We start from the raw sequence: 20777 nt of genomic DNA, 5'->3' as shown, positions 1-20777 counted from the left end.
TATGGAAGGGAAGCTATGTTTACTCAAAGTTGTTTTGATTTTCTTGCGGCACTGCAGCTCAACAATGACCGTGACTGGTTTAAAGCCAATCAACATCAATATGAAACGGTGGTGCGCACCCCAGCATTACAGTTTATTGAACAGATGCAGCCGCACATTCTGGCCTTGTCGCCCCGCCTTACGGCGGTCGCCAAAAAAGTCGGCGGCAGTCTGATGCGGCCACAACGTGATACGCGTTTTAGTCATGATAAAGCCCCCTATAAATCCAATGTAGGGATCCAGTTTCGGCACTTTCAGGGGAAAGATGTCCACGCGCCGGGGCTGTATGTACATCTTGCTAACGATGGCTGTTTTATTGCTGCCGGGATCTGGCATCCAGAATCACCAGTGCTGAATAACATTCGCCAATGTATTGATGATAATCCCAATGGCTATCAGAAAGCGTTAGCCGCATTAAACAACGCCGGCTTTTATATGGATGGTGATAGTCTGCAACGCCCCCCCAAAGGTTATGACAAACAACATCCATTGATTGATGAACTCAAACGGAAGGATTTTATTGCGGTTAAAGAGATTTCTCAGAGCACGGTAACCCAAGCCGATTTCGCCGAATATTGTGCGCAGCAGTTTCAACATTGCCAGAAGCTCATGGGCTATTTGTGCTTTGCACTTGAACTCGATTACTGACACTGACGACCTGGCGCTTGGCTTCTGTTAAACTTGGTGCCAGTTTTATCTAACGCTAGCGCACCATGACTCCTGCTGAAAAATACGCCGACAGTTACGCCAAGACCATTCACCAACTTTTTACCGAGATTTTGCAGTCCCGCCAAAGTGCGGATCGGGTCTTGGCCGCTTATTTTCGTCTCAATAAAAAACATGGTGGACGCGATCGCCGTATTATCCGAGAAACCCTGTTTGCCCTGTTTCGCTGGTATGGCTGGCTGAAGTTATTACCGGCCGCTAATGATGAGCAGTTATGGTTCCGACAGCTGGCGGCTTGTGGACTGCTCGAACAACATAGCTGGCAACCGACACTGGAAGCGTGGCAATTACGCGGAGGATTGCTACCGCATTCGGGTACCCCTTGGCAGTCGCTGACACAAGCGGCAGAACAGCTGCAACTGTGGTTTGCGGGTACCGATTTTCCTGCCGAGGCACTGGTGCCTCAATGGTTCTGGCAGCAACTATCCGCAATGAACGATACACAGAAACTAACGTTATTACAGAGTTTCTGCAGTCGGCCGCCGCTGTGGTTAAGAGTACAACAATTATCTACCACCAATGCGAAGCAGGCGCTGGCAACAGCGGGATTCAGCGCAACTGAATCTGCCTATTTTGAGGATGCCATCAGTCTGGGTCATCAAAGCATCAACCTCAACGAACTGACACTGTATAAAGATGGTCAGCTAGAAGTACAGGATTTGGCCTCACAAGTCATTGGCCATATCTGCAACCCCCAAGCGGGAGAACAATGGTGGGACGCCTGCAGCGGTGCGGGAGGTAAGAGTCTGCAACTCGCGTCATTGATGAAGAACCAGGGCCAGATCGTTGCGTCTGATATTCGGCAAAGCGCGTTACTGGAACTTGAAAAAAGGGCTGCCCGCAGCCAGTGCAACATCATTAAATCCGTCCTTTGGCAAAGCGAAACCGCACCGGTTGCGACTCAGGCATTTGACGGTGTGCTGGTTGATGCACCGTGCAGTTGTACCGGCACCTGGCGTCGGAATCCGGATATGCGTTGGCTAGACCACGAAACCGCCGTCACTGAAAAACCACCATTGCAACTGGATATCCTGCAACGAGCCAGCAACGCGGTAAAATCCGGCGGGGTTCTGGTGTACGCCACCTGCTCTCTGGCTGACGCTGAAAATCGCGGCGTCGTCGACGCATTTTTGGCCGCCAACCCACAGTTTACGCTGCAATCGTTAGAACATCCTTTTACGGGTGAAAGGACAGAATATTTGACCGTGTGGCCCTATCAGGCCGATACCGATGGGATGTTTGTAGTGCGTATGCTTCGCCAATAGCAGTAAATGTCATCCTCATCGGCAGATTTGCTGTTGTTAAATATTTTTTACCAACAGACGTTAAATTTTTCGCTTTAGCTTGACAGATCCTTTAGGTAAAAAGAGAGGGTGCGCCGTATATGCACATTTCTGGAACAGGATCATGTCAAACCCATATGAATTTGATGATGATGACTCTTCATGGGGAGAGCATCAGCGTAACAAGCAACGCAACAGCAAGCGCGTAAAACAACGCCGCCGTGATACCAAGCGTCGTTACTACGACGAAGGTCCAGAAATGGACGCATTTAAGGAAGACAAGTGGAAATAACGCTGCGTTAATCCGCTGTTTTTGTTACTTAGCCGACATCAGTGGCTAGCGAATTCGAAAAAGGGTGGTCACTGACCACCCTTTCTGTTGTTGAGCTTGGCTAGCAGACTATACCGCTTCTTCGTTTTCTTCACCGGTACGAATTCGGATGACCCGTTCAACATCGGTAACAAAAATCTTACCATCACCGATCTTACCAGTGCGGGCAATATCTACGATGACATCCAGTGCTTGCTCCAGCAAATCGTCCTGGATCACCAATTCGATTTTTACTTTGGGCAGAAAGTCCACCATATACTCAGCACCACGATAAAGCTCTGTGTGCCCCTTCTGACGACCAAACCCTTTGACCTCCAGCACTGTCATCCCTGTAATGCCAATTTCCGCTAATGCTTCACGGACATCGTCAAGTTTGAAAGGCTTGATAATGGCTTCCACTTTTTTCATCAGGCACTCCTTCATCACCTTAATTCTAGCTTCTCCGTTTAGCTTACCACGCTAAGCCGTTGGGCGAAGCCTCCTATCGTAAAATTACCCCTAAAAAAAACCGCTGTTTATTAGCTAATTGTCTAAAGGACGATTATGCAGCTTACTTCTTGTACAACTACACTTTGAACGGTAACCGGTGCGCAGGACGCTGCACTTAACACGCCAAGGACTTGCTTATGAAACATATGCCACAACGGGGCTTCACGCTAGTGGAGCTGGCTATCACCTTGCTGATTTTGACCATTTTGTTAGGTATCGCAGTACCGTCTTTAGCAGACTTACACCGTCAATATCGTACTGATTCCGCCTTACGCCAATTACAACAATTGCTGTCCTTCGCCCGTAACCAGGCCATCAGTTATCGCTCACGAGTTACCGTCTGTCGGCTAAACGGCAATAGCTGCATCGACAGCGACTGGCAACAAGGTGTCAGTGTCTTTATCGATCACAACGGTAATCTGCTCCTGGATACGGAGGATAAATTATTGCAGCAATCCGGTGAGTTCCACGCTAACGACAGCATCTTCTACAATCGTAAAGCTGTGCGCTTTCATCCGGACGGATTAGCCAGTGGCAGTAATGGCACGCTGAGTTACTGTCCGGAAAAAGTCAGCGACAATGCACAGACCATTATTGTGAATCAGGCGGGGCGAACCCGTCGTAGCGACGATAATATCAATTGTGGGACATAAACCGCAGTTAGCTGATTTTAGTCAATTTCTGCTCCCATTCGCCGACTGAACCCCCTATACTTGAATTTCACGTTTTGGTAACAGGGTGTCACATGTCTGGTCACTATCGCGGTTTCACACTAGTGGAGTTAATGGTCACCATTGCCGTGGCAGCCATTCTGCTGTCGGTCGGGGTGCCATCGCTGAAGTCGTTATATGATGGTTATCGCGTAAAATCAGAAATCAGTCGTATCGAACAAACGCTGGCTTTTGCCCGTAACCAGGCTATCAGTTATGGCATGGGCGTGTCTGTTGCAAAAAATGGTGCTAACTGGAGCGATGGTCTCCGAGTGTTTGTCACCAGTAGTGATAAAACGTTAAAAGTTGTAGATGGTTTTAGCAGCCATGATGTGGTAACCGGTGCCGATGTAACATTTCAAGCTGACGGTTTGAGTAGTGGCGAGGCTACCTTTACCTACTGTAACAACAGCAGTGACTGCAAAGGCGTCAAAGTGAGTAGCTCAGGTATGATCAGGTACACCGATAGCTAACCATTGCCAAATACGCTGTACGTTACCATAAAAAATCGCGGCAATTGCCGCGATTTTTTATTACATGCGGCTACGTTAAATTGCCCAGCCACCGACATAGAATACAACTAGGCCAATGGTGATCAACAGCACGCCTGGTTTGATCTTACGCCACTCGCCGCTGCAAATACGGCCAATCACTAAGGTCGCAAACCCCAACATAATACCGGTAACGATATTACAAGAAAGCACAATGAATACCGCACATGTCAGGCCAGCCATGGCATCGACTTTGTCATTAAAATCCAGCTTGGTGACATTTGACAACATCAACAGTCCGACGTACATCAGTGCCGGAGCGGTAGCATAAGCTGGTACCAAGTAAGACAATGGTGCCAGGAAGATCAACAGCAAAAACAACACGCCGACCAGGGTGGCAGTCAAACCGGTTTTACCGCCTGCGGCAGTACCTGCAGCGGATTCAATATAAACGGCGGCTGGAGCCCCACCCACCAGACCGGCAAACATACTGCTGACCGAGTCTGCTGTCAGCGCTTTGCCACCATTGATAATATTGTCTTCCTTGTCCAGCAAATTGGCCTGACCTGCCACGGCGCGAATCGTCCCGGTGGCATCAAAAATCGCCGTCATCACCAGTGCCAACACAATTGGTAAGACTACTGGATTCAGTGCCCCCAAGATATCCAGTTTACCAAACAGGCTGTGCTCAGATGTCAGATCCGGCAGCGCAAATATCCCGCTAAATTTCACCGATGGATCAAACACCAGACCGAATACTGACAACACAATGATAACTAACAGAATGCCACCCGGAACCCGACGTTTTTCCAGACCAATGGTTGCCGCCAGACCAATGATAGTAGCCACCACAGGCAAGCTGCTCACATCGCCTAATTTTACCGGCAAACCGCCGCCAGTGTTGCCAACAATCAAGCTGACATTATTAGCGGCAATCAGTAACAGAAACAAACCGATACCAATGCCTGTTCCGTGAGCGATGCCCCGAGGCAGATTCGTTAGCACCCACTGACGGATACCGGTAACAGTCACCAGCGTGAACACTACCCCCATCAGAAAAATTGCCCCAAGGGTTACTGGGATAGACATGTGCTGCCCAAGTACCAGGCTAAATGCAGTAAAGGCTGTCAGAGAGATGGCGCAGCCGATAGCCATAGGCAAATTGGCCCATAACCCCATCAATAGTGACCCAAAAGCCGCGATTAAACAGGTGGCAATAAACACTGAGCCAGCATCAAAGCCCGCCTTTCCTAACATGGATGGCACCACGATGACGGAATACACCATCGCCAAAAATGTCGTCAAACCAGCGATCAATTCACGGCGCACACTGCTACCGCGTTCCTGAATCTTGAAATATCGCTCCAGCCATGAAGAATTCACGGCACTATCGGAGTTAGATGAATGCATAGGACGTTACCTTGTTGATCTCAAAAGAGGGTACAAAACACAGTACAAGAAAGAGACAGACTGCGTCGGACGCGCGATCATAAAACAATTCTGATGTCAGGGCGATAGCCTATTCAAGAACTGTGTGGTGGCTAGCACTGTTCAAAAAACATGCTTTGGTTCTGTTGTCGCCACAGCCAAAATTATCCAGCAATTATTTGAATCAATCACTTTGCGAAAAAGACAGGTGTCAATTGGCAAAAATCTGTCTACAATTTAGGCAATTTACAGGATGAAGCGGACATCAGATGGAAGACAAGCGTAAATTCTCGCGCGTGCTGTTTGAAACACCGGCACAACTGCGCACCGAAACGAGAACCTGGAACACCCGATTAGTGGACCTGTGTCTTAATGGCGCGATGGTACAATTGCCGGATGATTTTGAACTGGCGCCATCACTGATCCTCAGTTTCCGCTTGCCAGCATCAGAGATCGAGGTGAGCATGCTGGCTGAACCCGTCTACCACAAGCGTAACTATCTGGGATTGAAGTGCGCGTTCATCGATGTGGATAGCATTACCCATCTGCGCCGCTTATTGGAACTCAATACCGGTGATACTTCACAACTTAATCGTGAGCTGGATCAGTTCATATCCGAACACGACTCGGTATAACCCTTTCCGTTACAGCGCCGCCAATGCTTCACTGAGTTTACGCACGCCAATGACTTCCATTCCCGGCGGCGCTTTTTTCGGGACATTGGCGATAGGCACTACCGCACGACGAAAACCATGTTTGGCTGCCTCCACCAGGCGTTCCTGACCATTGGGCACCGGACGAATTTCACCAGACAACCCAACCTCGCCGAACACCACCAAATCACGCGGTAACACTTCCCCCCGAAAACTCGACAACATGGCCAGCAACAGCGTCAGATCGGCGCTGGTTTCAGTCACTTTAACGCCGCCCACCACGTTAACAAAAACATCCTGATCGGCCATCTGCAACCCACCATGACGATGCATCACCGCCAGCAACATGGCTAGACGGTTGCTATCCATCCCTACTGCAATGCGACGCGGATTGGATAACGCTGAATGGTCCACCAACACCTGTAATTCCACCAGCAACGGTCGAGTCCCTTCCCATACCACCATCACCAGCGAGCCAGACGCAGCTTCATCGGCACGCGACAAAAAAATTGCCGAGGGATTGGCCACTTCACGTAAGCCACGTTCGGTCATAGCAAACACACCGAGTTCATTGATAGCGCCAAAGCGGTTTTTATGGGAACGCAATGTACGATAGCGGCTATCACTGTCCCCTTCAAACATCACCGAGCAGTCGATGCAGTGCTCCAGCACTTTAGGTCCGGCGAGACTGCCATCTTTGGTGACATGTCCCACCATGATGATGGCAATGTTATTTTGCTTGGCAAAACGGGTTAGAAATGCTGCCGATTCGCGCACTTGCGCCACACTTCCCGGAGATGACTGCACATCACTGATGTGCATCACCTGAATCGAATCGATAACAATAATTTTGGGTTGTTCTTTTAATGCCACATCACAGATGGTATCGACATTGGTTTCCGACAGCATTTTTAGTTTGCCGGTAGGCAGTCCTAAACGTACCGCACGCATGGCAACTTGCTGTAACGACTCTTCACCTGTCACATATAACGCCGGTAATGTTTCTGCCAATTGACATAAGGTCTGCAATAACAAGGTACTTTTGCCGGCACCAGGGTGCCCACCAATCAGAATGGCACTGCCAGCGACAATACCGCCGCCCAACACTCGATCCAGTTCAGCAAAACCGCTGGGAATGCGTGGCACCTCGTTCAGATCAATCTGATCCAGAGTTTTCACCTCGCTACTGCCCGCACCAGCGTAACCACTAAAACTGCCGCTACGGCCCGCGGTAGCGGCACCCAGCCGAACTTCAGTGATGGTGTTCCATTCGTTACAGGCGCTGCACTGCCCTTGCCAACGAGGAAAATCTTGTCCGCACTCTGTGCAGACATATGCTGTTTTGTTTTTTGCCATAAAAATTGGAATGTTGGGACACTTTTGACAGAATATAAAATAACTGCCCTTTCAAGACGATAACTGGCATTTAAGCATTCAGTTCTCGCCGCAGCAGCCGACATAAAGTTAACCAATCACGCAGTTTAGCATCTTTTTAGAGTGAATAGATGAGTGCAGACGCCCACAGTCTCCTGATTGAACAATTAAAACCAATCATGATGGAGCCCAATTTTGATGACCTGTTTGACAAGATGACGCAGGGAGAATCTAACTCCAGTCGTTTTCTGTTAAAAATGGAAATCAATCGTCTCGCCAGTCCCTGCCTGCGGATCATCGATTTACGAGATAAGTCTGAACTGCCTTGCAGTGAAGTGATTTTTGCTGAGCAGCATCATTATCTGGACGAACCTGCCAAAGAAATATTTCAGCGCGCATTAGCCTTGTACCGTCAACAATACACGATGGGGGTATATGAAGAGGTGATGCGAAGTCATCAACAACGCCGTCACCAAAAAGAAAGCAACAAGATAGAGCCTGCGCCCAGCCTGGTTCCGGGGATTATTCTCGGCAATTACATCCGTCGGACTGAAGAACGGATGAACTACAGTATCAAAATACTGGTGTCTCAGCCGGGACAACGGGAAGTCACCGGTAATACCTTGGATCTTTCTGTCAGTGGCGCAAGGATCCGCTTGCCTGCCAAACACGGTTTTAATCTACAACGCCCTTTAACGGTAAAACTGCAGGAACTGGGTGATGAATTCTACTTTGCCGATCTGCAGCAAGGTGTGGATTATCAAGTCGTAGATGCCGATGTGGTCGATGATGACTGTCGCCTGCGACTCAAGCGGGTCAGTGGCAGTGAGCAGTTATCGCAAATGCTGTCAGATCTGATCCGTGGCTACAAACTACGCTATAAGGTGGATGTGAATGATGTGATGGTCAATGCCAGCGGACTGGGCTTTGAGCGCCATTATCTGCCACATTATCCGCATCTGCCATTGTTCATCAGCTACGATCAACAACAGCAACCGCAAATTGGCACAATTTTACTGAGCAGCGATAATCAGGAGCTGCTGCACTATTTTCTTGATGAAAACGACGTCAACCAACTACCGGCGATTCTGAGCCGTCAGCGACTCCAGGCATTATTGGCGCACCCGAATGACAGTGCTTATAGTCTGCTGTACTGCTTTACCTATAACGCCAAAGGGCGCCTGTTCTTTTATGCGGCAACGTTAGCCGAGCTGCAAGAAACTGCCCTATTACCGCTGTTTTTTCACTATGGCGCAGGTAAGGCCAGCTGGAAAGTTTGCCGATTGCACCTGGACGATATAGATCATCGGCAGCCTTATAAATCTTCGGCACTGCCTGGCGATGATCCCAGTTACAGCAGCATGACAGAACAGCAACTAGCGCAGTATCAGCATTTAGTACAACTGATGGATCTCACCGATGAAGCGGCGGCTGAACAATATCAATGCTGGCAATCTCCTCAGAATATCAATGACCTGAAACGGTTTGGCATAGAAAAAGGCCCACAAAGTCAAATTCATCTGGTTGCCCTTAATTTTAGTGAGCGCCGCCGTGAAGCCCGCTTTGCCTTTAAAACCTTGGTTTCCATTACTCAGGACGGCAAGCAATTACAAGCGATGACCCATGACATCTCCAGTAGAGGACTGCAACTGCACCTGGACAATCCGGTTGTGCTGGACAATAGCAAAGAGCTATTGCTGAGTTTTTCGAAATTGCAGCAGCTGGCCCCTAAAATTAAGTTGCAGGATCTTCCCTATCGTCTGGTTCATAGTCGTAAGAACGGTGTCACCTTGCATTTGGCGGCCATAGTGGGTCACATACCGCATACCGGTGTGGAGTTTCTCAATCAGCTGATCATCCGTAATCGTGAGAAACTGCAGCAATTGACAGACAACCATCAGCAGACAAAAGAATTAGCGGACGGCCTGAAGAATCAGTTAATGCGCCACCTCCATGCGGTACCGTTTATGCTGGAGAAAACGACGAAATCGTTCCGAATGGCTTGCATAGGCATTGGGATGCAACGGGACGCGATCAGTGATCTGTTTGCCCGTGAGCAAGGAAACCGGCTGCTATTTGATTTGGCACCATTGCTGGCTGAGGGGCGGCTGAAGCTGGACTTCATCGAACCGATACGCCGGATGAAACCAGAACACAGCGCTGACAGTTTTGAACTGTTTGCGATTGTCAGTACTGGCGAACGGCCCCAGATTATCACTTGTAAGCGGGCGGAAGAGATGCCCACACCGACGGCATTGTCTGACTTTATCCAGCAGGCTGATCGCATTGGCCGATTTATGGCGTTAAAGGTCTACCGCGGCGCGGTTGGAAAACCGGATCTATCTTATCTGCAACGCGAACTGGATTACGTCAAACTCCACGCCAAACACCGCGCACAGCAACTAGAGCAGCTGTTGTGGCGCATTGTGGGAGTTGGCGAATTGGTGGATATTACGGCGGAAGTCAGAATGAGACTGCCGCCGCCAGCACAAGATTAACAAGAGTGATACTGCAAGAAAAACGGGATTACCTGTAGCCCTAACTGACGAATTTGCGCATCCGCCGCTGCTGCCAACTTAGGCTTTGCATGATAAGCCAAGCCAAAATCAGCCGCAGTAACCATTGGGATATCATTGGCACCGTCGCCAATCGCCACTCGCTGACCGCTGGCTATCTGCCACTGCACCGCACAATCCGTCACCACTGCGGCCTTGAATGCTGCATCGACCACTTTGCCGGTCACTTCGCCGACAAATTTGCCATCTTGCAGCACCAGTTCATTGGCAAATGCGGCATCCAGCGACAGCAACTGCTTCAGATGATTCACAAACGGGGTAAAACCACCCGAGGCCACTACCGTGCGCCAACCATGCTGCTGTAACTCAGCAATCATTGACGGCAATCCAGGGCTTAATGGCAGCCGTTCACATAATTGTCCAATAATAGCCGTATCGGCGCCTTTGAGTTTCGCAACACGCGCCCGTAAACTTTGTTCAAAATCCAATTCGCCCAGCATTGCCCGTTCAGTTACCGCGGCGACTTCAGCGCCCACGCCGGCCGCTGCGGCCAATTCGTCAATACATTCAATCTGGATCGCAGTAGAGTCCATATCCATTACCAGTAACCCTGGGGTGGTTAACTGCGGTAACTGAGTCGATGGAGCGAGCAACAATTGTTCCAGCCCCGGCAGTGCCTGCAGCGCTCCAATGACCGACGCTGATGGCATGCTACCTAACAATAATTCCATCCCTAACAGGGGTTGCTGACGATGCAACCGGGATATGGCGCTAATGGGTAAGGTTGGCAAAACTGACACTACCGCACTTTCCGCTTCCGGTGTAAATACCAAACGCAGCCGTAACTGTTGCAGATGTTCACCTTCGGAATATAGCGGCCAGAAGTGTTGCCCGAAGCCAAAAACGTCTCGATCACTGGCTGACTTAAGGGTCAATTGGCTGAACTCTGGAACCATGCTGTATATTTCTCCGGCTATCGGGGTCGGCGATAATCAATTATGATTAACGCTAAACCTCTGTGTATTAAGGTACAAAGTGTTATTGTTCAAAGGGCTGAAAACCACCCACACCTTTATCAGGCTGTTACAGATTGCCCTGGCAGTAACGCTGATCGTCGGCCTGGTGCAACTGTGGCAGACCAGCCTACTACAAGGTCAGCTATTGCTGAAGTCCCAAACGGAAAAGATGGCCAGATTATTGGTGCAACAAACTGCTTATGGTGCTGCACCGGCCTTGCAATTGCAGAATGATGAACAATTACAGTGGCTGACAACGGCGTTAGTGCAGGATCCGAAAGTCATGGCTGCCACCATTTACAGTGAAGAAGGCCAACGCCTATCATTTGCGCAGGACATCACCGAAGAAGATGTCGATCCAGACAGTGACGAGTTAGAGAATCTGCTGGCACCCTATCCGCCATATGTGGAGAGTGTGGTGCAGGATGGTAAAAATCTCGGTTTTATTGAGGTACGACTCGACCCGAAACTGTTCTTCAACGAAATTAAAGCCGCGCATGAACAGAATATGAAACAACAGCAGATCATGCTGTTGGTGGCCGGAGTCATTGGCATGCTGTTATCGCGGGCACTGTCATTTAAGCGTGCGGATTTTGACCGCCGCCGGACTCGGGTCAAACATCGTAGAAAGGCGTTAAAGCAACAGGCAAAGTTAGCTGCAGATAATGCGGCGAGTGAGCCGGAGACATCAGTCCCCCTCAAATAGCGAAAAAGGAGCCATGCGGCTCCTTTGGCGATCCAGCGGACAACGCTATAGGGTCAGCGCAGCTTCCAGCGTCATGGAGATCATGTCGTTAAAGGTCGTTTGACGCTCTTCAGAGGTCGTTACTTCCCCAGTACGAATATGATCAGATACGGTCACGACACACAAAGCGCGGGCACCGAACTCTTTGGCAACGCCATACAAACCAGCAGCTTCCATCTCAACCCCGAGCACGCCCATTTTTTCCATCACGTCAAACATATCCGGCTCAGGAGAATAGAACAGGTCGGCTGAGAACACGTTCCCTACCCGGACTTTGATGTTCTGCGCCTTGGCTGCGTTTACGACGGCGGTCAGCAGTTCATAATCTGCGATTGCCGCAAAATCTTTGTCTTTAAAACGCATACGGTTTACCCGCGAATCGGTGCAGGCCCCCATGCCAATCACCACATCACGCACTTTGATATCGCGACTGATAGCACCACAGGTTCCCACGCGGATCAGGTTCTTAACCCCGTAATCCTTGATCAGCTCGGTCGCATAGATAGAGCAGGAAGGAATGCCCATGCCAGACCCCATCACTGAGATTTTCTTACCTTTGTAAGTTCCTGTAAAACCTAGCATATTACGCACATTAGTGACTTGCTCTACGTTCTCCAGAAAAGTCTCGGCAATATATTTGGCACGCAGCGGATCGCCTGGAAATAGCACGGTTTCCGCAAAAGCACCGTCTACTGCGTTGATGTGTGGTGTTGCCATGAAAAAATAACCCCTTTGGTTCAAAAATAAATTTGTCATCCCCCGCTCAAACATAGCGGAGTTTCAGCATTACGGCAGAAAAGATTCACCATAAGCCATAGGCGTCAGCCCAAAATAACAGGCAATGCTCTGCCCGATATCAGCAAAACTGTTACGGCGCCCCAGCGATCCAGGACGCAATCCGGCACCCAACGCCAGCACGGGCACATGTTCACGGGTGTGATCAGTGCCCCGCCAGGTGGGATCGCAACCATGATCCGCCGTCAGCAACAGCAGATCGTCCGGTTGCAACAACGCCAGTAACTCTGGCAGTCGCCGGTCAAAATATTCCAGCGCACGGGCGTAGCCCACGACGTCACGGCGATGGCCGTATTGGGAATCAAAATCGACAAAATTGGTAAACACTATGGTGTTGTCAGTGGCGCATTTTACCTGTGCCAATGTGGCGTCGAATAGCGCTTCCAGTCCAGAGGCTTTCACTTTGTCAGTGATGCCACAATGGGCATAAATATCGGCAATTTTACCCACACTAATCACACTACCACCGGCATCTTTCAACTTATCCAACACGGTAGCGGCGGGTGGTTCAACGGCGTAATCGCGGCGATTGCCAGTGCGATTGAACGCGCCTTTTTCATTGCCAACAAACGGCCGAGCAATCACCCGTCCGATGTTATACGGTTCCAGCTCTTCACGGGCGATCTCACACAAGTGGTATAAGTTATCCAGTCCGAAAGTCTGTTCATGACAAGCAATCTGAAACACCGAATCTGCCGAAGTATAAAAAATTGGCAACCCCGTCTGCAGATGCTGCTCACCGAGCTCATCAAGAATGACGGTACCGGATGCATGACAATTCCCCAGGAAGCCACTGAGACCCGCGCGGGCGAGGATCTTATCGGTGAGTACCGCTGGAAATGATTGCTGTTTATCGCTGAAATAGCCCCAATCAAACAACACCGGCACCCCGGCCATTTCCCAATGACCACTAGGAGTATCTTTGCCAGAACTCAGCTCTGCTGCATGCCCATAAGCACCGCGCACAACGACAGTATCGCTGAACCCGGCTGGCATCTTGCCAGTACTCTCTTTAGCTGCTTGCGCCAGACCTAAGCCCGCCAAATTGGGCAGTGACAGTGGTCCTTGTCGCGCAATATCCGCCTGGCCGTTGGCACACAACTCGGCAATGTGCCCAAAGGTGTCGGCCCCCACATCGCCGAATTTATCGGCGTCGGCACTCGCCCCGATGCCAAAAGAATCCAGCATTAAAATAATACAGCGTTTCATTTACTCTCCACGGCAATATCCGCTGCACGGATACAGCCATAAATCTCTTGCTGACGGTCTGTTTCAACCTCACCCAGTTGTATCGCCGCACGGACGATATCCGCCGCTTGTTGCCATTCGGCTTCATTACGGGCATGCAGCAGCGCCAATGGCTGCTGTCGCTCAAGACGTTGCCCCAAAGTACAAATGTCACTGAGGCCAACGCTGTAATCCAGCGCATCACCCGGTTGGCAACGGCCACCACCGAGCGCTACCACCGCCATCCCCAACTGTCGGGTATCCATCGACTGCACCACACCCGCTCTGCTGGCATAAACCGGTTTAATCACTGTGGCCTGCGGTAAATACGCTTGATACCGCTCAATAAAATCGTGGGGACCATCAAGCGCCGCCACCATTTTGCCAAAGCGTTCAGCGGCGAGACCATTATCCAGTACCTGTTGCAGCTGTTTTTGGGCATCGACTTCGTTTTCAGCTAAACCACCGAGCAGCAATAATTCGCGGCATAACGCCATAGTCACCGCAAACAACCGGGGATTGCGCTGTTCACCGGTAAGGAAACGCACCGCCTCAGCGACTTCCAGCGCATTGCCGGCCGAGGAAGCCAACACTTGATTCATATCGGTTAACAACGCTGAGGTACGAGTCCCGGCATCGTTTGCCACACTAACAATCGATGCTGCCAGGGCTTGCGATTCGGCCATTGAGGGCATGAAGGCACCACTTCCCACTTTGACATCCATCACCAGTGCATCAAGATTGCATGCGAGTTTCTTAGAAAGAATGGATGCCGTAATCAACGCAATAGACTCTACTGTCGCAGTATTATCACGAATGGCATAAAAACGTTTGTCAGCAGGCACCAGATCGCCGGTCTGACCAATAATGGCGACCCCAACCTGCTGAACCGTATTGCGAAAACGCTGACTATCAGGCGCTGTCTGATAACCGGGAATCGCATCCAGTTTATCCAGCGTCCCACCGGTATGCCCGAGGCCACGACCAGAAATCATTGGCACATAGCCGCCACAGGCAGCAATTATCGGCCCGAGCATCAAGCTGGTGCAGTCACCAACACCACCGGTGCTGTGTTTATCCAGCACCGGCCCCGAGAGATGCAGGCTATCCCAGTTCATCACACGGCCGGAATCACGCATAGCCAGTGTCAGCGCCACACGTTCATCCATATTCATACCGTTGAAATACACTGCCATGCCCAGCGCGGCAATCTGTCCTTCGGAGATGCTGTTATCTGTGATGCCCTTGACGAAAAAGCAGATCTCAGGCGCAGTTAACACCTGACCATTACGTTTTTTGCGGATGATTTCCTGTGCCAAATACATCAGTTGCTCCTGCATCGTGTGTCAATTTCGCGATGACAACTGCGGACTCAACGCCCCCGCCACAATGCTTAATAAACTCAGTAACCTTTGATTTCGCCAGTGGCCTGACCCAGCTCCAGCGTATGCAGCAGATTAGCCAGCAGGCTGGAAGCGCCGAAACGGAAAGTCCTAGCGCTAATCCAATCAGCCCCCAGAATACGCTCCGCCACACCGAGAAATTCTGCCGCCTGCGCCGCATCCCGCACACCGCCAGCGGGCTTAAAACCTACCTTGGGATTTTTCTCACTGATGACTGTCAGCATGATCTCAGCAGCCTCAATGGTAGCATTGACTGGCACTTTACCGGTTGAGGTCTTGATAAAGTCAGCCCCTGCGTCAATCGCAATTTCTGATGCTTTACGGATCAATGCAGGATCTTTCAATTCACCGGTTTCAATGATGACTTTCAGCAAGGCTTTATCACCACAAGCCTGCTTACAGGCTTGCACCAACTCATAACCGATAGACTCATTGCCGGCCATCAACGCCCGATATGGAAACACCACATCCACCTCATCCGCGCCATAAGCCACTGCAGCTTTGGTTTCTAACAAGGCAATATTCACATCATCATTGCCATGGGGGAAATTGGTTACAGTAGCCACTTTGACATCACTGGCACCAATGCTATTGAGTGTTTTACGCGCAATGGGAACAAAGCGTGGATAAACACATACCGCGGCGGTATTGCCTGCCGGGGTCTTAGCTTTATGGCACAACGCAATCACTTTCTCATCGGTGTCATCGTCATTTAGCGTGGTGAGATCCATCAGTCGAATCGCCTGACGGGCCGCCTGTTTCAAATCAGTCATGGGTAAGCTCTCCGAAAATAACCTTATCTGTTCCGTTGCTTCAGTTCTGCCGAAAAACGGTTTCCCTGGCGTCGGCCTTTTTATTCACCAACTCGCAGGCTCACGACTTGGTTCCATGAAGAGCGGCAAGGAGGGCGAAACCATCTCTGTTGCCGCGAAAAATCCTTTTTAGCGCGAAAATAGCGGAATCATTACGCCATTACTGATACGCCGCACAGCAATGGACTAAAGACTCTCGCAGGGCGGCCAATGATATACCGCAGATAATTTCATTTCCAGAACCAACGGTTCATATTCACGAACAATTCAAGAAAAAACTGTAGCAGTAAATTGACGCTTGGCCGGACACTCGGTCCGGCCAGCCAAGAGCGGTTAGGACAGCGAGATAAATAGCCCAGCGAGGGTGGCGCTCATCAGGTTAGCGAGAGAGCCGGCAACCACCGCGCGCATGCCCAACTTGGCAAGTTCATGACGACGATTCGGTGCCATGCCACCAAGGCCGCCCAGCAGGATGGCAATAGAGGATAAGTTGGCAAAGCCACACAACGCAAAAGACACGATGGCTTTGGTCTTATCTGTCATCGCCATCCCCGTTTCCGCCACCAGCTTGCCACCTTCAGCCAAATCTTTCAGATAGGGGGCAAAGTTGGAGTAAGCCACAAATTCATTCACAACAATTTTTTGGCCGATAAACGAGCCTGCAAGCATCGCCTCTTTCCACGGTACCCCAATCAACCAGGCCAGTGGCATAAAGATGTAACCCAGAATAATTTCCAGCGATATGCGTGCAGAGGCGGCATCCACAACGGATTTTGCCGCGGCGACTAACTGTGGCTGCTGCAATTTACTGAACTGATCGATGACCAGCTGCCGGTCGATATCGGTGATCACCAACGCATTGACTGCTACATGCGCTTGTTCTGCTAACGCCTGCACGCTGGTATTAAACGCTGCCTGTAATTCTGGGGTGGCTGCGGCGGCGTGTTTTAATGCTTCAAAGGTGGTTGCTAACGCCGCATTGCCATAACCAAACCAACCACCAATACCACCGATAATGCTGTTGATTAAGGCGATAAGCCCAATAAATGCCAGCAACATCGCACCGACGTTAAGTGCCAACTGCATCCCCGCCGAAGCGCCACTCGCGGCAGCATCCAACACGTTGGCAGGTTTATCTTGCTCGTCTGGCAGCGTTACGATGTCATCATGAGGCGCTTCGGTTTCCGGATGCATTAGTTTGGCCATCAGCAAACCGCCTGGGGCGGCCATAAATGATGCCGCAACCAGATATTCCATTGGTACACCCATTTGGGCATAGCCCGCCATTACTGAACCCGCAATAGACGCCATGCCACCTACCATAATGGCAAACAGTTCTGACTGGGTCATGGTTGGAATGAATGGCCGCACGACCAGGGGCGCTTCAGTCTGCCCAACGAAGATATTGGCAGTTGCTGACATGGATTCGGTGCGGCTGGTGCCGAGGGCTTTTTGCAGTGCGCCACCCAATAAGCGGATAACCCACTGCATAATGCCTAGGTGATATAACACCGCAATCAAAGAGGAGAAAAAGACGATAACCGGCAACACGTGAATGACGAAGATAAAACCGACTTTGAAATTGGCTAAGTCACCGAACAGGAAACGAATACCGTCGTTGGCTTTGTCAATGACGCTGTAAACTGCATCAGACACCCCCTTGAGGATATCTTTACCCACCGGGACGTATAGCACGAAGCCGCCGAAAGCGGCCTGGATCAGGAAGGCGCCGCCAACCGTACGCAGATTAATGGCTTTTTTGTTGTTGGAAAACAGAAACCCAACAAACAGCAGGACAAGTACTCCCACTAAACTCATGACGATACTCATTAACTATCCCTTTTTATTGTTAATTGCAGTGTTAATGGCGTTAACCGACCTTTATTTGGGCGGCATTATAACGGAGGGTTGCCAAAAAATCGCCTACTGATGTCCATTTAGCGTTTATTTTTCAAAACCTTACAAATAGCATCACGGGTGTTCCCTTAATTCCGTTTTACGCTCAAACAGTTGAACAAAATTGTTTTCCAGCTGTTCTGATACCAGAACATTGGAAGTTCCTTGCAAGATTGCTATCTCGGCCACGACAGGTAAGAGGGTCAATGGGGTATTACGCCGGTCTTTGGCAGTTACCGGTGTCATTGACGGGGCATCAGTTTCCGCCAGGAGTGCCGTCAATGGCAAGCGTTTAACCGCACTGCGTAATTTTTTGGCGGATGAGTCGAGCAACAAGCCACCAATCCCTAGTCGAAACCCCATCTGCCAGTATTTCAGCGCCACTTCATAACTACCGCTAAAACCATGAATGACACCATGACAATTGGGAAACTGCTGTAATATCGCCTGCATCTCGTGATGACAACGCACGGCATGCAACACTACTGGCATCTGATATTTTTGCGCCAATGCCAGCTGCGGCGTTAATAAAGCAACCTGTTGCGCCCAGTCGACGCGACGAGCATCGTCATCAGCAAGCTGCGCCCGGGGCTTGTCTAAGCCACATTCCCCAATCGCAACTAAGAACGGATCGCTCAGATGCTGCTGCAGTTGCTGTTCCAACAAAGCCACCGCAGCCGGAATGTCTGGAGGACAATACCAAGGATGGATCCCCAGGGCATAATCACATTGATACTCAATCGCTATCTGCCGTTGCCGCGCCCAATTGGCCGGTGATATTCCCGGAATTAACGCACCTGAAATGCCAGACTGCCGCATCTCCAGAAACAGCTGTTCCCGGTCGGCGTCGAATTCTGGGGCATCAAAATGTGCATGCGAATCAGTCAGCATCAGCATATCCACGCTGCTAGCTAGCATAAAAGGCTTCAGCAAAAAATCACAGTAACGACAGCGTTAGCTACGATGATTTGCCGGTGTCTTTTGTAAGCGGTTTTTTCTCAAGCGGCGGATCTTGCAAACGTGGCATACAGCAGCGTTGGCTGTTTTCAGTCAGCCCCATCTTATCGCACCAGGAGGTATATTTTTGCCAGCCTCGGGTAATGAGCGAAAGCAGTTTATTCATATTGCCATCCCTTTCAATCGTTCAATAAAAAAGCGGAGTATTACTCCGCCTTTTATCAGTGTTCTCGGGTTTTAGCAAATTCAATGTCGGGATAGCGTTCCATCGACAGGTTGAGATTCACCATCGTTGGTGCAATGTAGGTGAGGTTGTCACCACCATCCAACGCCAGGTTCAACGAACATTTACGCTGAAACTCATCGAGCTTCTTGGCGTCGTTGCAATATACCCAGCGGGCGGTGGCAACGTTTACCGCTTCATAAATTGCTTCAACGTTGTATTCTGATTTCAACCGCGCAACCACCACTTCAAACTGCAGGACCCCAACCGCGCCTACAATAAGATCGTTATTATCCAGTGGTCGGAAAACCTGAACCGCACCTTCTTCTGATAACTGCACTAAACCTTTCAACAGCTGCTTCTGCTTTAATGGATCTTTGAGGCGGATACGACGGAACATTTCTGGGGCAAAATTAGGAATTCCGGTAAATTTCAGATCTTCGCCCTGAGTAAAGGTATCGCCAATCTGAATAGTCCCGTGGTTGTGTAACCCGATAATATCACCGGCAAACGCTTCCTCTGCACGCTCACGGTCACCCGCCATAAAGGTTACCGCATCAGAGATACTCACGGTTTTGCCAATGCGCACGTGCTTCATCTTCATCCCTTGCGTGTATTGTCCGGAGACCACCCGCAAGAACGCGATACGGTCGCGATGCTTAGGATCCATATTGGCCTGAATTTTAAAAACGAAACCTGAAAAGTTGTCTTCGGTAGCTACCACCATACGTTCGCTGCTTTGACGTGGTTTAGGGGCAGGAGCCCACTTGGTCAAACCATCCAACATATGATCTACCCCGAAGTTACCCAACGCAGTCCCGAAAAATACCGGTGTCAGCTCACCACTGAGGAACAACTCTTCATCAAACTCATTAGATGCACCCAGCAGGAGTTCCAGTTCTTCACGCAGCTGCTGTGCTAAGTCGCTGCCGACAGCCGTATCCAGTTCTGGGTTATCCAGACCTTTAATGATGCGTACTTCCTGGATCATATGGCCATGGCCACTCTGATACAGAATGGTTTCATCACGATGCAGGTGATAAACACCTTTAAACGACTTGCCGCAACCAATCGGCCAACTGATCGGTGCACACATGATATTGAGCTCGTTCTCTACTTCATCAAGCAGCTCCATCGGGTCACGAATATCACGGTCGAGTTTGTTCATGAAGGTTATGATTGGCGTATCGCGCAAGCGGGTCACTTCCATCAACTTACGGGTACGGTCTTCCACACCTTTAGCGGCATCGATGACCATCAAACAGGAATCAACTGCGGTCAATGTACGATAGGTATCTTCAGAGAAGTCTTCATGCCCAGGAGTATCCAGCAGGTTCACCAAACAGTCGTTATAAGGGAACTGCATTACCGAGGTCGTCACCGAGATCCCACGTTCTTTTTCCATCTCCATCCAGTCAGATTTAGCATGCTGACCTGAGCCGCGACCTTTTACGGTGCCCGCCTGTTGGATCAGATGTCCGTGCAGCAACACCTTTTCGGTAATGGTGGTTTTACCGGCGTCGGGGTGCGAGATGATAGCAAAGGTCCTTCGCTTATTGATTTCATTAAGAAAATCTTGGTTTACCATGTATAAATTCTTTTAGTTTGTACACGGATTTGTACACACTTTTGGAAGTACTCTCTTTTCAGTTCTTCGCTTGTC

The 20777-nt window shown here is 50.1% G+C and carries 20 protein-coding genes; 8 read left to right on the top strand and 12 right to left on the bottom strand.

Annotation, left to right across the window (positions count from 1 at the left end):
- The first annotated feature begins 15 nt into the window (after nucleotides 1–15).
- The 3 genes from PY479_RS00555 to PY479_RS00545 all read left to right on the top strand — a co-directional run bounded on the left by PY479_RS00555 (nucleotide 16) and on the right by PY479_RS00545 (nucleotide 2340).
- Entirely contained in the window at nucleotides 16–687 is a 672-nt protein-coding gene (locus tag PY479_RS00555) for a DUF2461 domain-containing protein (RefSeq protein ID WP_212595665.1), read from the top strand.
- Nucleotides 688–752: 65 nt separating this feature from the next.
- Entirely contained in the window at nucleotides 753–2030 is a 1278-nt protein-coding gene (locus PY479_RS00550) for an RsmB/NOP family class I SAM-dependent RNA methyltransferase (protein WP_275482518.1), read from the top strand.
- 142 nt (nucleotides 2031–2172) lie between these two features.
- A complete protein-coding gene (locus PY479_RS00545; RefSeq protein ID WP_212595663.1) occupies nucleotides 2173–2340 on the top strand; it encodes a small highly charged protein in 168 nt (55 codons plus the stop codon).
- 108 nt (nucleotides 2341–2448) lie between these two features.
- On the opposite strand, the gene glnB is transcribed toward PY479_RS00545, so the two are convergent.
- The gene (gene glnB, locus PY479_RS00540) at nucleotides 2449–2787 is read right to left on the bottom strand and encodes a nitrogen regulatory protein P-II (protein ID WP_212595662.1); all 339 of its coding nucleotides are present in this window, start codon (nucleotides 2785–2787) and stop codon (nucleotides 2449–2451) included.
- A gap of 218 nt (nucleotides 2788–3005) precedes the next feature.
- Here glnB and PY479_RS00535 point away from each other — a divergent pair, with 218 nt between their 5' ends.
- Both PY479_RS00535 and PY479_RS00530 read left to right on the top strand, forming a co-directional pair.
- Nucleotides 3006–3521, top strand: coding sequence for a GspH/FimT family protein (locus PY479_RS00535; RefSeq protein WP_275482517.1), 516 nt, complete (start codon nucleotides 3006–3008; stop codon nucleotides 3519–3521).
- Between the two features lie 92 nt (nucleotides 3522–3613).
- Nucleotides 3614–4051 (top strand): GspH/FimT family pseudopilin, encoded by a 438-nt coding sequence (locus tag PY479_RS00530; protein WP_212595660.1) that lies wholly within the window; start codon nucleotides 3614–3616, stop codon nucleotides 4049–4051.
- 75 nt (nucleotides 4052–4126) lie between these two features.
- On the opposite strand, the gene PY479_RS00525 is transcribed toward PY479_RS00530, so the two are convergent.
- Nucleotides 4127–5479 (bottom strand): NCS2 family permease, encoded by a 1353-nt coding sequence (locus PY479_RS00525; RefSeq protein ID WP_212595659.1) that lies wholly within the window; start codon nucleotides 5477–5479, stop codon nucleotides 4127–4129.
- A 287-nt stretch (nucleotides 5480–5766) separates the two neighbouring features.
- On the opposite strand from PY479_RS00525, the gene PY479_RS00520 reads away from it, so the two are divergent.
- Nucleotides 5767–6132 (top strand): PilZ domain-containing protein, encoded by a 366-nt coding sequence (locus tag PY479_RS00520; protein ID WP_212595658.1) that lies wholly within the window; start codon nucleotides 5767–5769, stop codon nucleotides 6130–6132.
- 9 nt (nucleotides 6133–6141) lie between these two features.
- On the opposite strand, the gene radA is transcribed toward PY479_RS00520, so the two are convergent.
- On the bottom strand, nucleotides 6142–7506 hold the full coding sequence (gene radA / locus PY479_RS00515; RefSeq protein ID WP_212595657.1) for a DNA repair protein RadA: 1365 nt from the start codon (nucleotides 7504–7506) through the stop codon (nucleotides 6142–6144).
- Nucleotides 7507–7655: 149 nt separating this feature from the next.
- Here radA and PY479_RS00510 point away from each other — a divergent pair, with 149 nt between their 5' ends.
- Nucleotides 7656–10022: a PilZ domain-containing protein gene (locus PY479_RS00510; protein ID WP_212595656.1), complete on the top strand. Its 2367-nt coding sequence runs from the start codon at nucleotides 7656–7658 to the stop codon at nucleotides 10020–10022.
- Here the strand turns inward: PY479_RS00510 and serB are convergent.
- Complete coding sequence (gene serB, locus PY479_RS00505) at nucleotides 10019–10996, bottom strand: phosphoserine phosphatase SerB (protein WP_275482516.1); 978 nt, start codon at nucleotides 10994–10996, stop codon at nucleotides 10019–10021. The genes PY479_RS00510 and serB overlap by 4 nt on opposite strands.
- A 79-nt stretch (nucleotides 10997–11075) precedes the next feature.
- On the opposite strand from serB, the gene PY479_RS00500 reads away from it, so the two are divergent.
- Nucleotides 11076–11762 carry an AhpA/YtjB family protein gene (locus PY479_RS00500; protein WP_212595654.1) on the top strand — a complete coding sequence of 229 codons (687 nt, stop codon included), beginning with the start codon at nucleotides 11076–11078 and terminating at the stop codon, nucleotides 11760–11762.
- A gap of 45 nt (nucleotides 11763–11807) precedes the next feature.
- On the opposite strand, the gene deoD is transcribed toward PY479_RS00500, so the two are convergent.
- The 8 genes from deoD to prfC all read right to left on the bottom strand — a co-directional run bounded on the left by deoD (nucleotide 11808) and on the right by prfC (nucleotide 20702).
- Nucleotides 11808–12518, bottom strand: a complete 711-nt coding sequence (gene deoD, locus PY479_RS00495) for a purine-nucleoside phosphorylase (RefSeq protein WP_275482515.1) — start codon at nucleotides 12516–12518, stop codon at nucleotides 11808–11810.
- Between the two features lie 69 nt (nucleotides 12519–12587).
- Complete coding sequence (locus PY479_RS00490) at nucleotides 12588–13805, bottom strand: phosphopentomutase (RefSeq protein ID WP_275482514.1); 1218 nt, start codon at nucleotides 13803–13805, stop codon at nucleotides 12588–12590.
- Nucleotides 13802–15148, bottom strand: a complete 1347-nt coding sequence (gene deoA, locus PY479_RS00485; RefSeq protein WP_275482513.1) for a thymidine phosphorylase — start codon at nucleotides 15146–15148, stop codon at nucleotides 13802–13804. The genes PY479_RS00490 and deoA overlap by 4 nt, the downstream gene beginning before the upstream one ends.
- 77 nt (nucleotides 15149–15225) lie before the next feature.
- Nucleotides 15226–15999 (bottom strand): deoxyribose-phosphate aldolase, encoded by a 774-nt coding sequence (deoC, locus tag PY479_RS00480; RefSeq protein WP_275482512.1) that lies wholly within the window; start codon nucleotides 15997–15999, stop codon nucleotides 15226–15228.
- 372 nt (nucleotides 16000–16371) lie between these two features.
- On the bottom strand, nucleotides 16372–17868 hold the full coding sequence (locus PY479_RS00475; RefSeq protein WP_275482511.1) for a NupC/NupG family nucleoside CNT transporter: 1497 nt from the start codon (nucleotides 17866–17868) through the stop codon (nucleotides 16372–16374).
- Between the two features lie 141 nt (nucleotides 17869–18009).
- The gene (locus PY479_RS00470) at nucleotides 18010–18852 is read right to left on the bottom strand and encodes a TatD family hydrolase (protein WP_275482510.1); all 843 of its coding nucleotides are present in this window, start codon (nucleotides 18850–18852) and stop codon (nucleotides 18010–18012) included.
- Nucleotides 18853–18892: 40 nt separating this feature from the next.
- Nucleotides 18893–19057 (bottom strand): hypothetical protein, encoded by a 165-nt coding sequence (locus PY479_RS00465; RefSeq protein WP_212595647.1) that lies wholly within the window; start codon nucleotides 19055–19057, stop codon nucleotides 18893–18895.
- A 55-nt stretch (nucleotides 19058–19112) separates the two neighbouring features.
- Nucleotides 19113–20702: a peptide chain release factor 3 gene (gene prfC / locus PY479_RS00460; RefSeq protein WP_275482509.1), complete on the bottom strand. Its 1590-nt coding sequence runs from the start codon at nucleotides 20700–20702 to the stop codon at nucleotides 19113–19115.
- Nucleotides 20703–20777: the final 75 nt, after the last annotated feature.

The sequence above is a fragment of the Shewanella sp. A32 genome (genome assembly GCF_029167175.1).
GTDB lineage: Bacteria > Pseudomonadota > Gammaproteobacteria > Enterobacterales > Shewanellaceae > Shewanella > Shewanella yunxiaonensis.
This window is presented reverse-complemented; position numbering and strand designations above follow the sequence as displayed.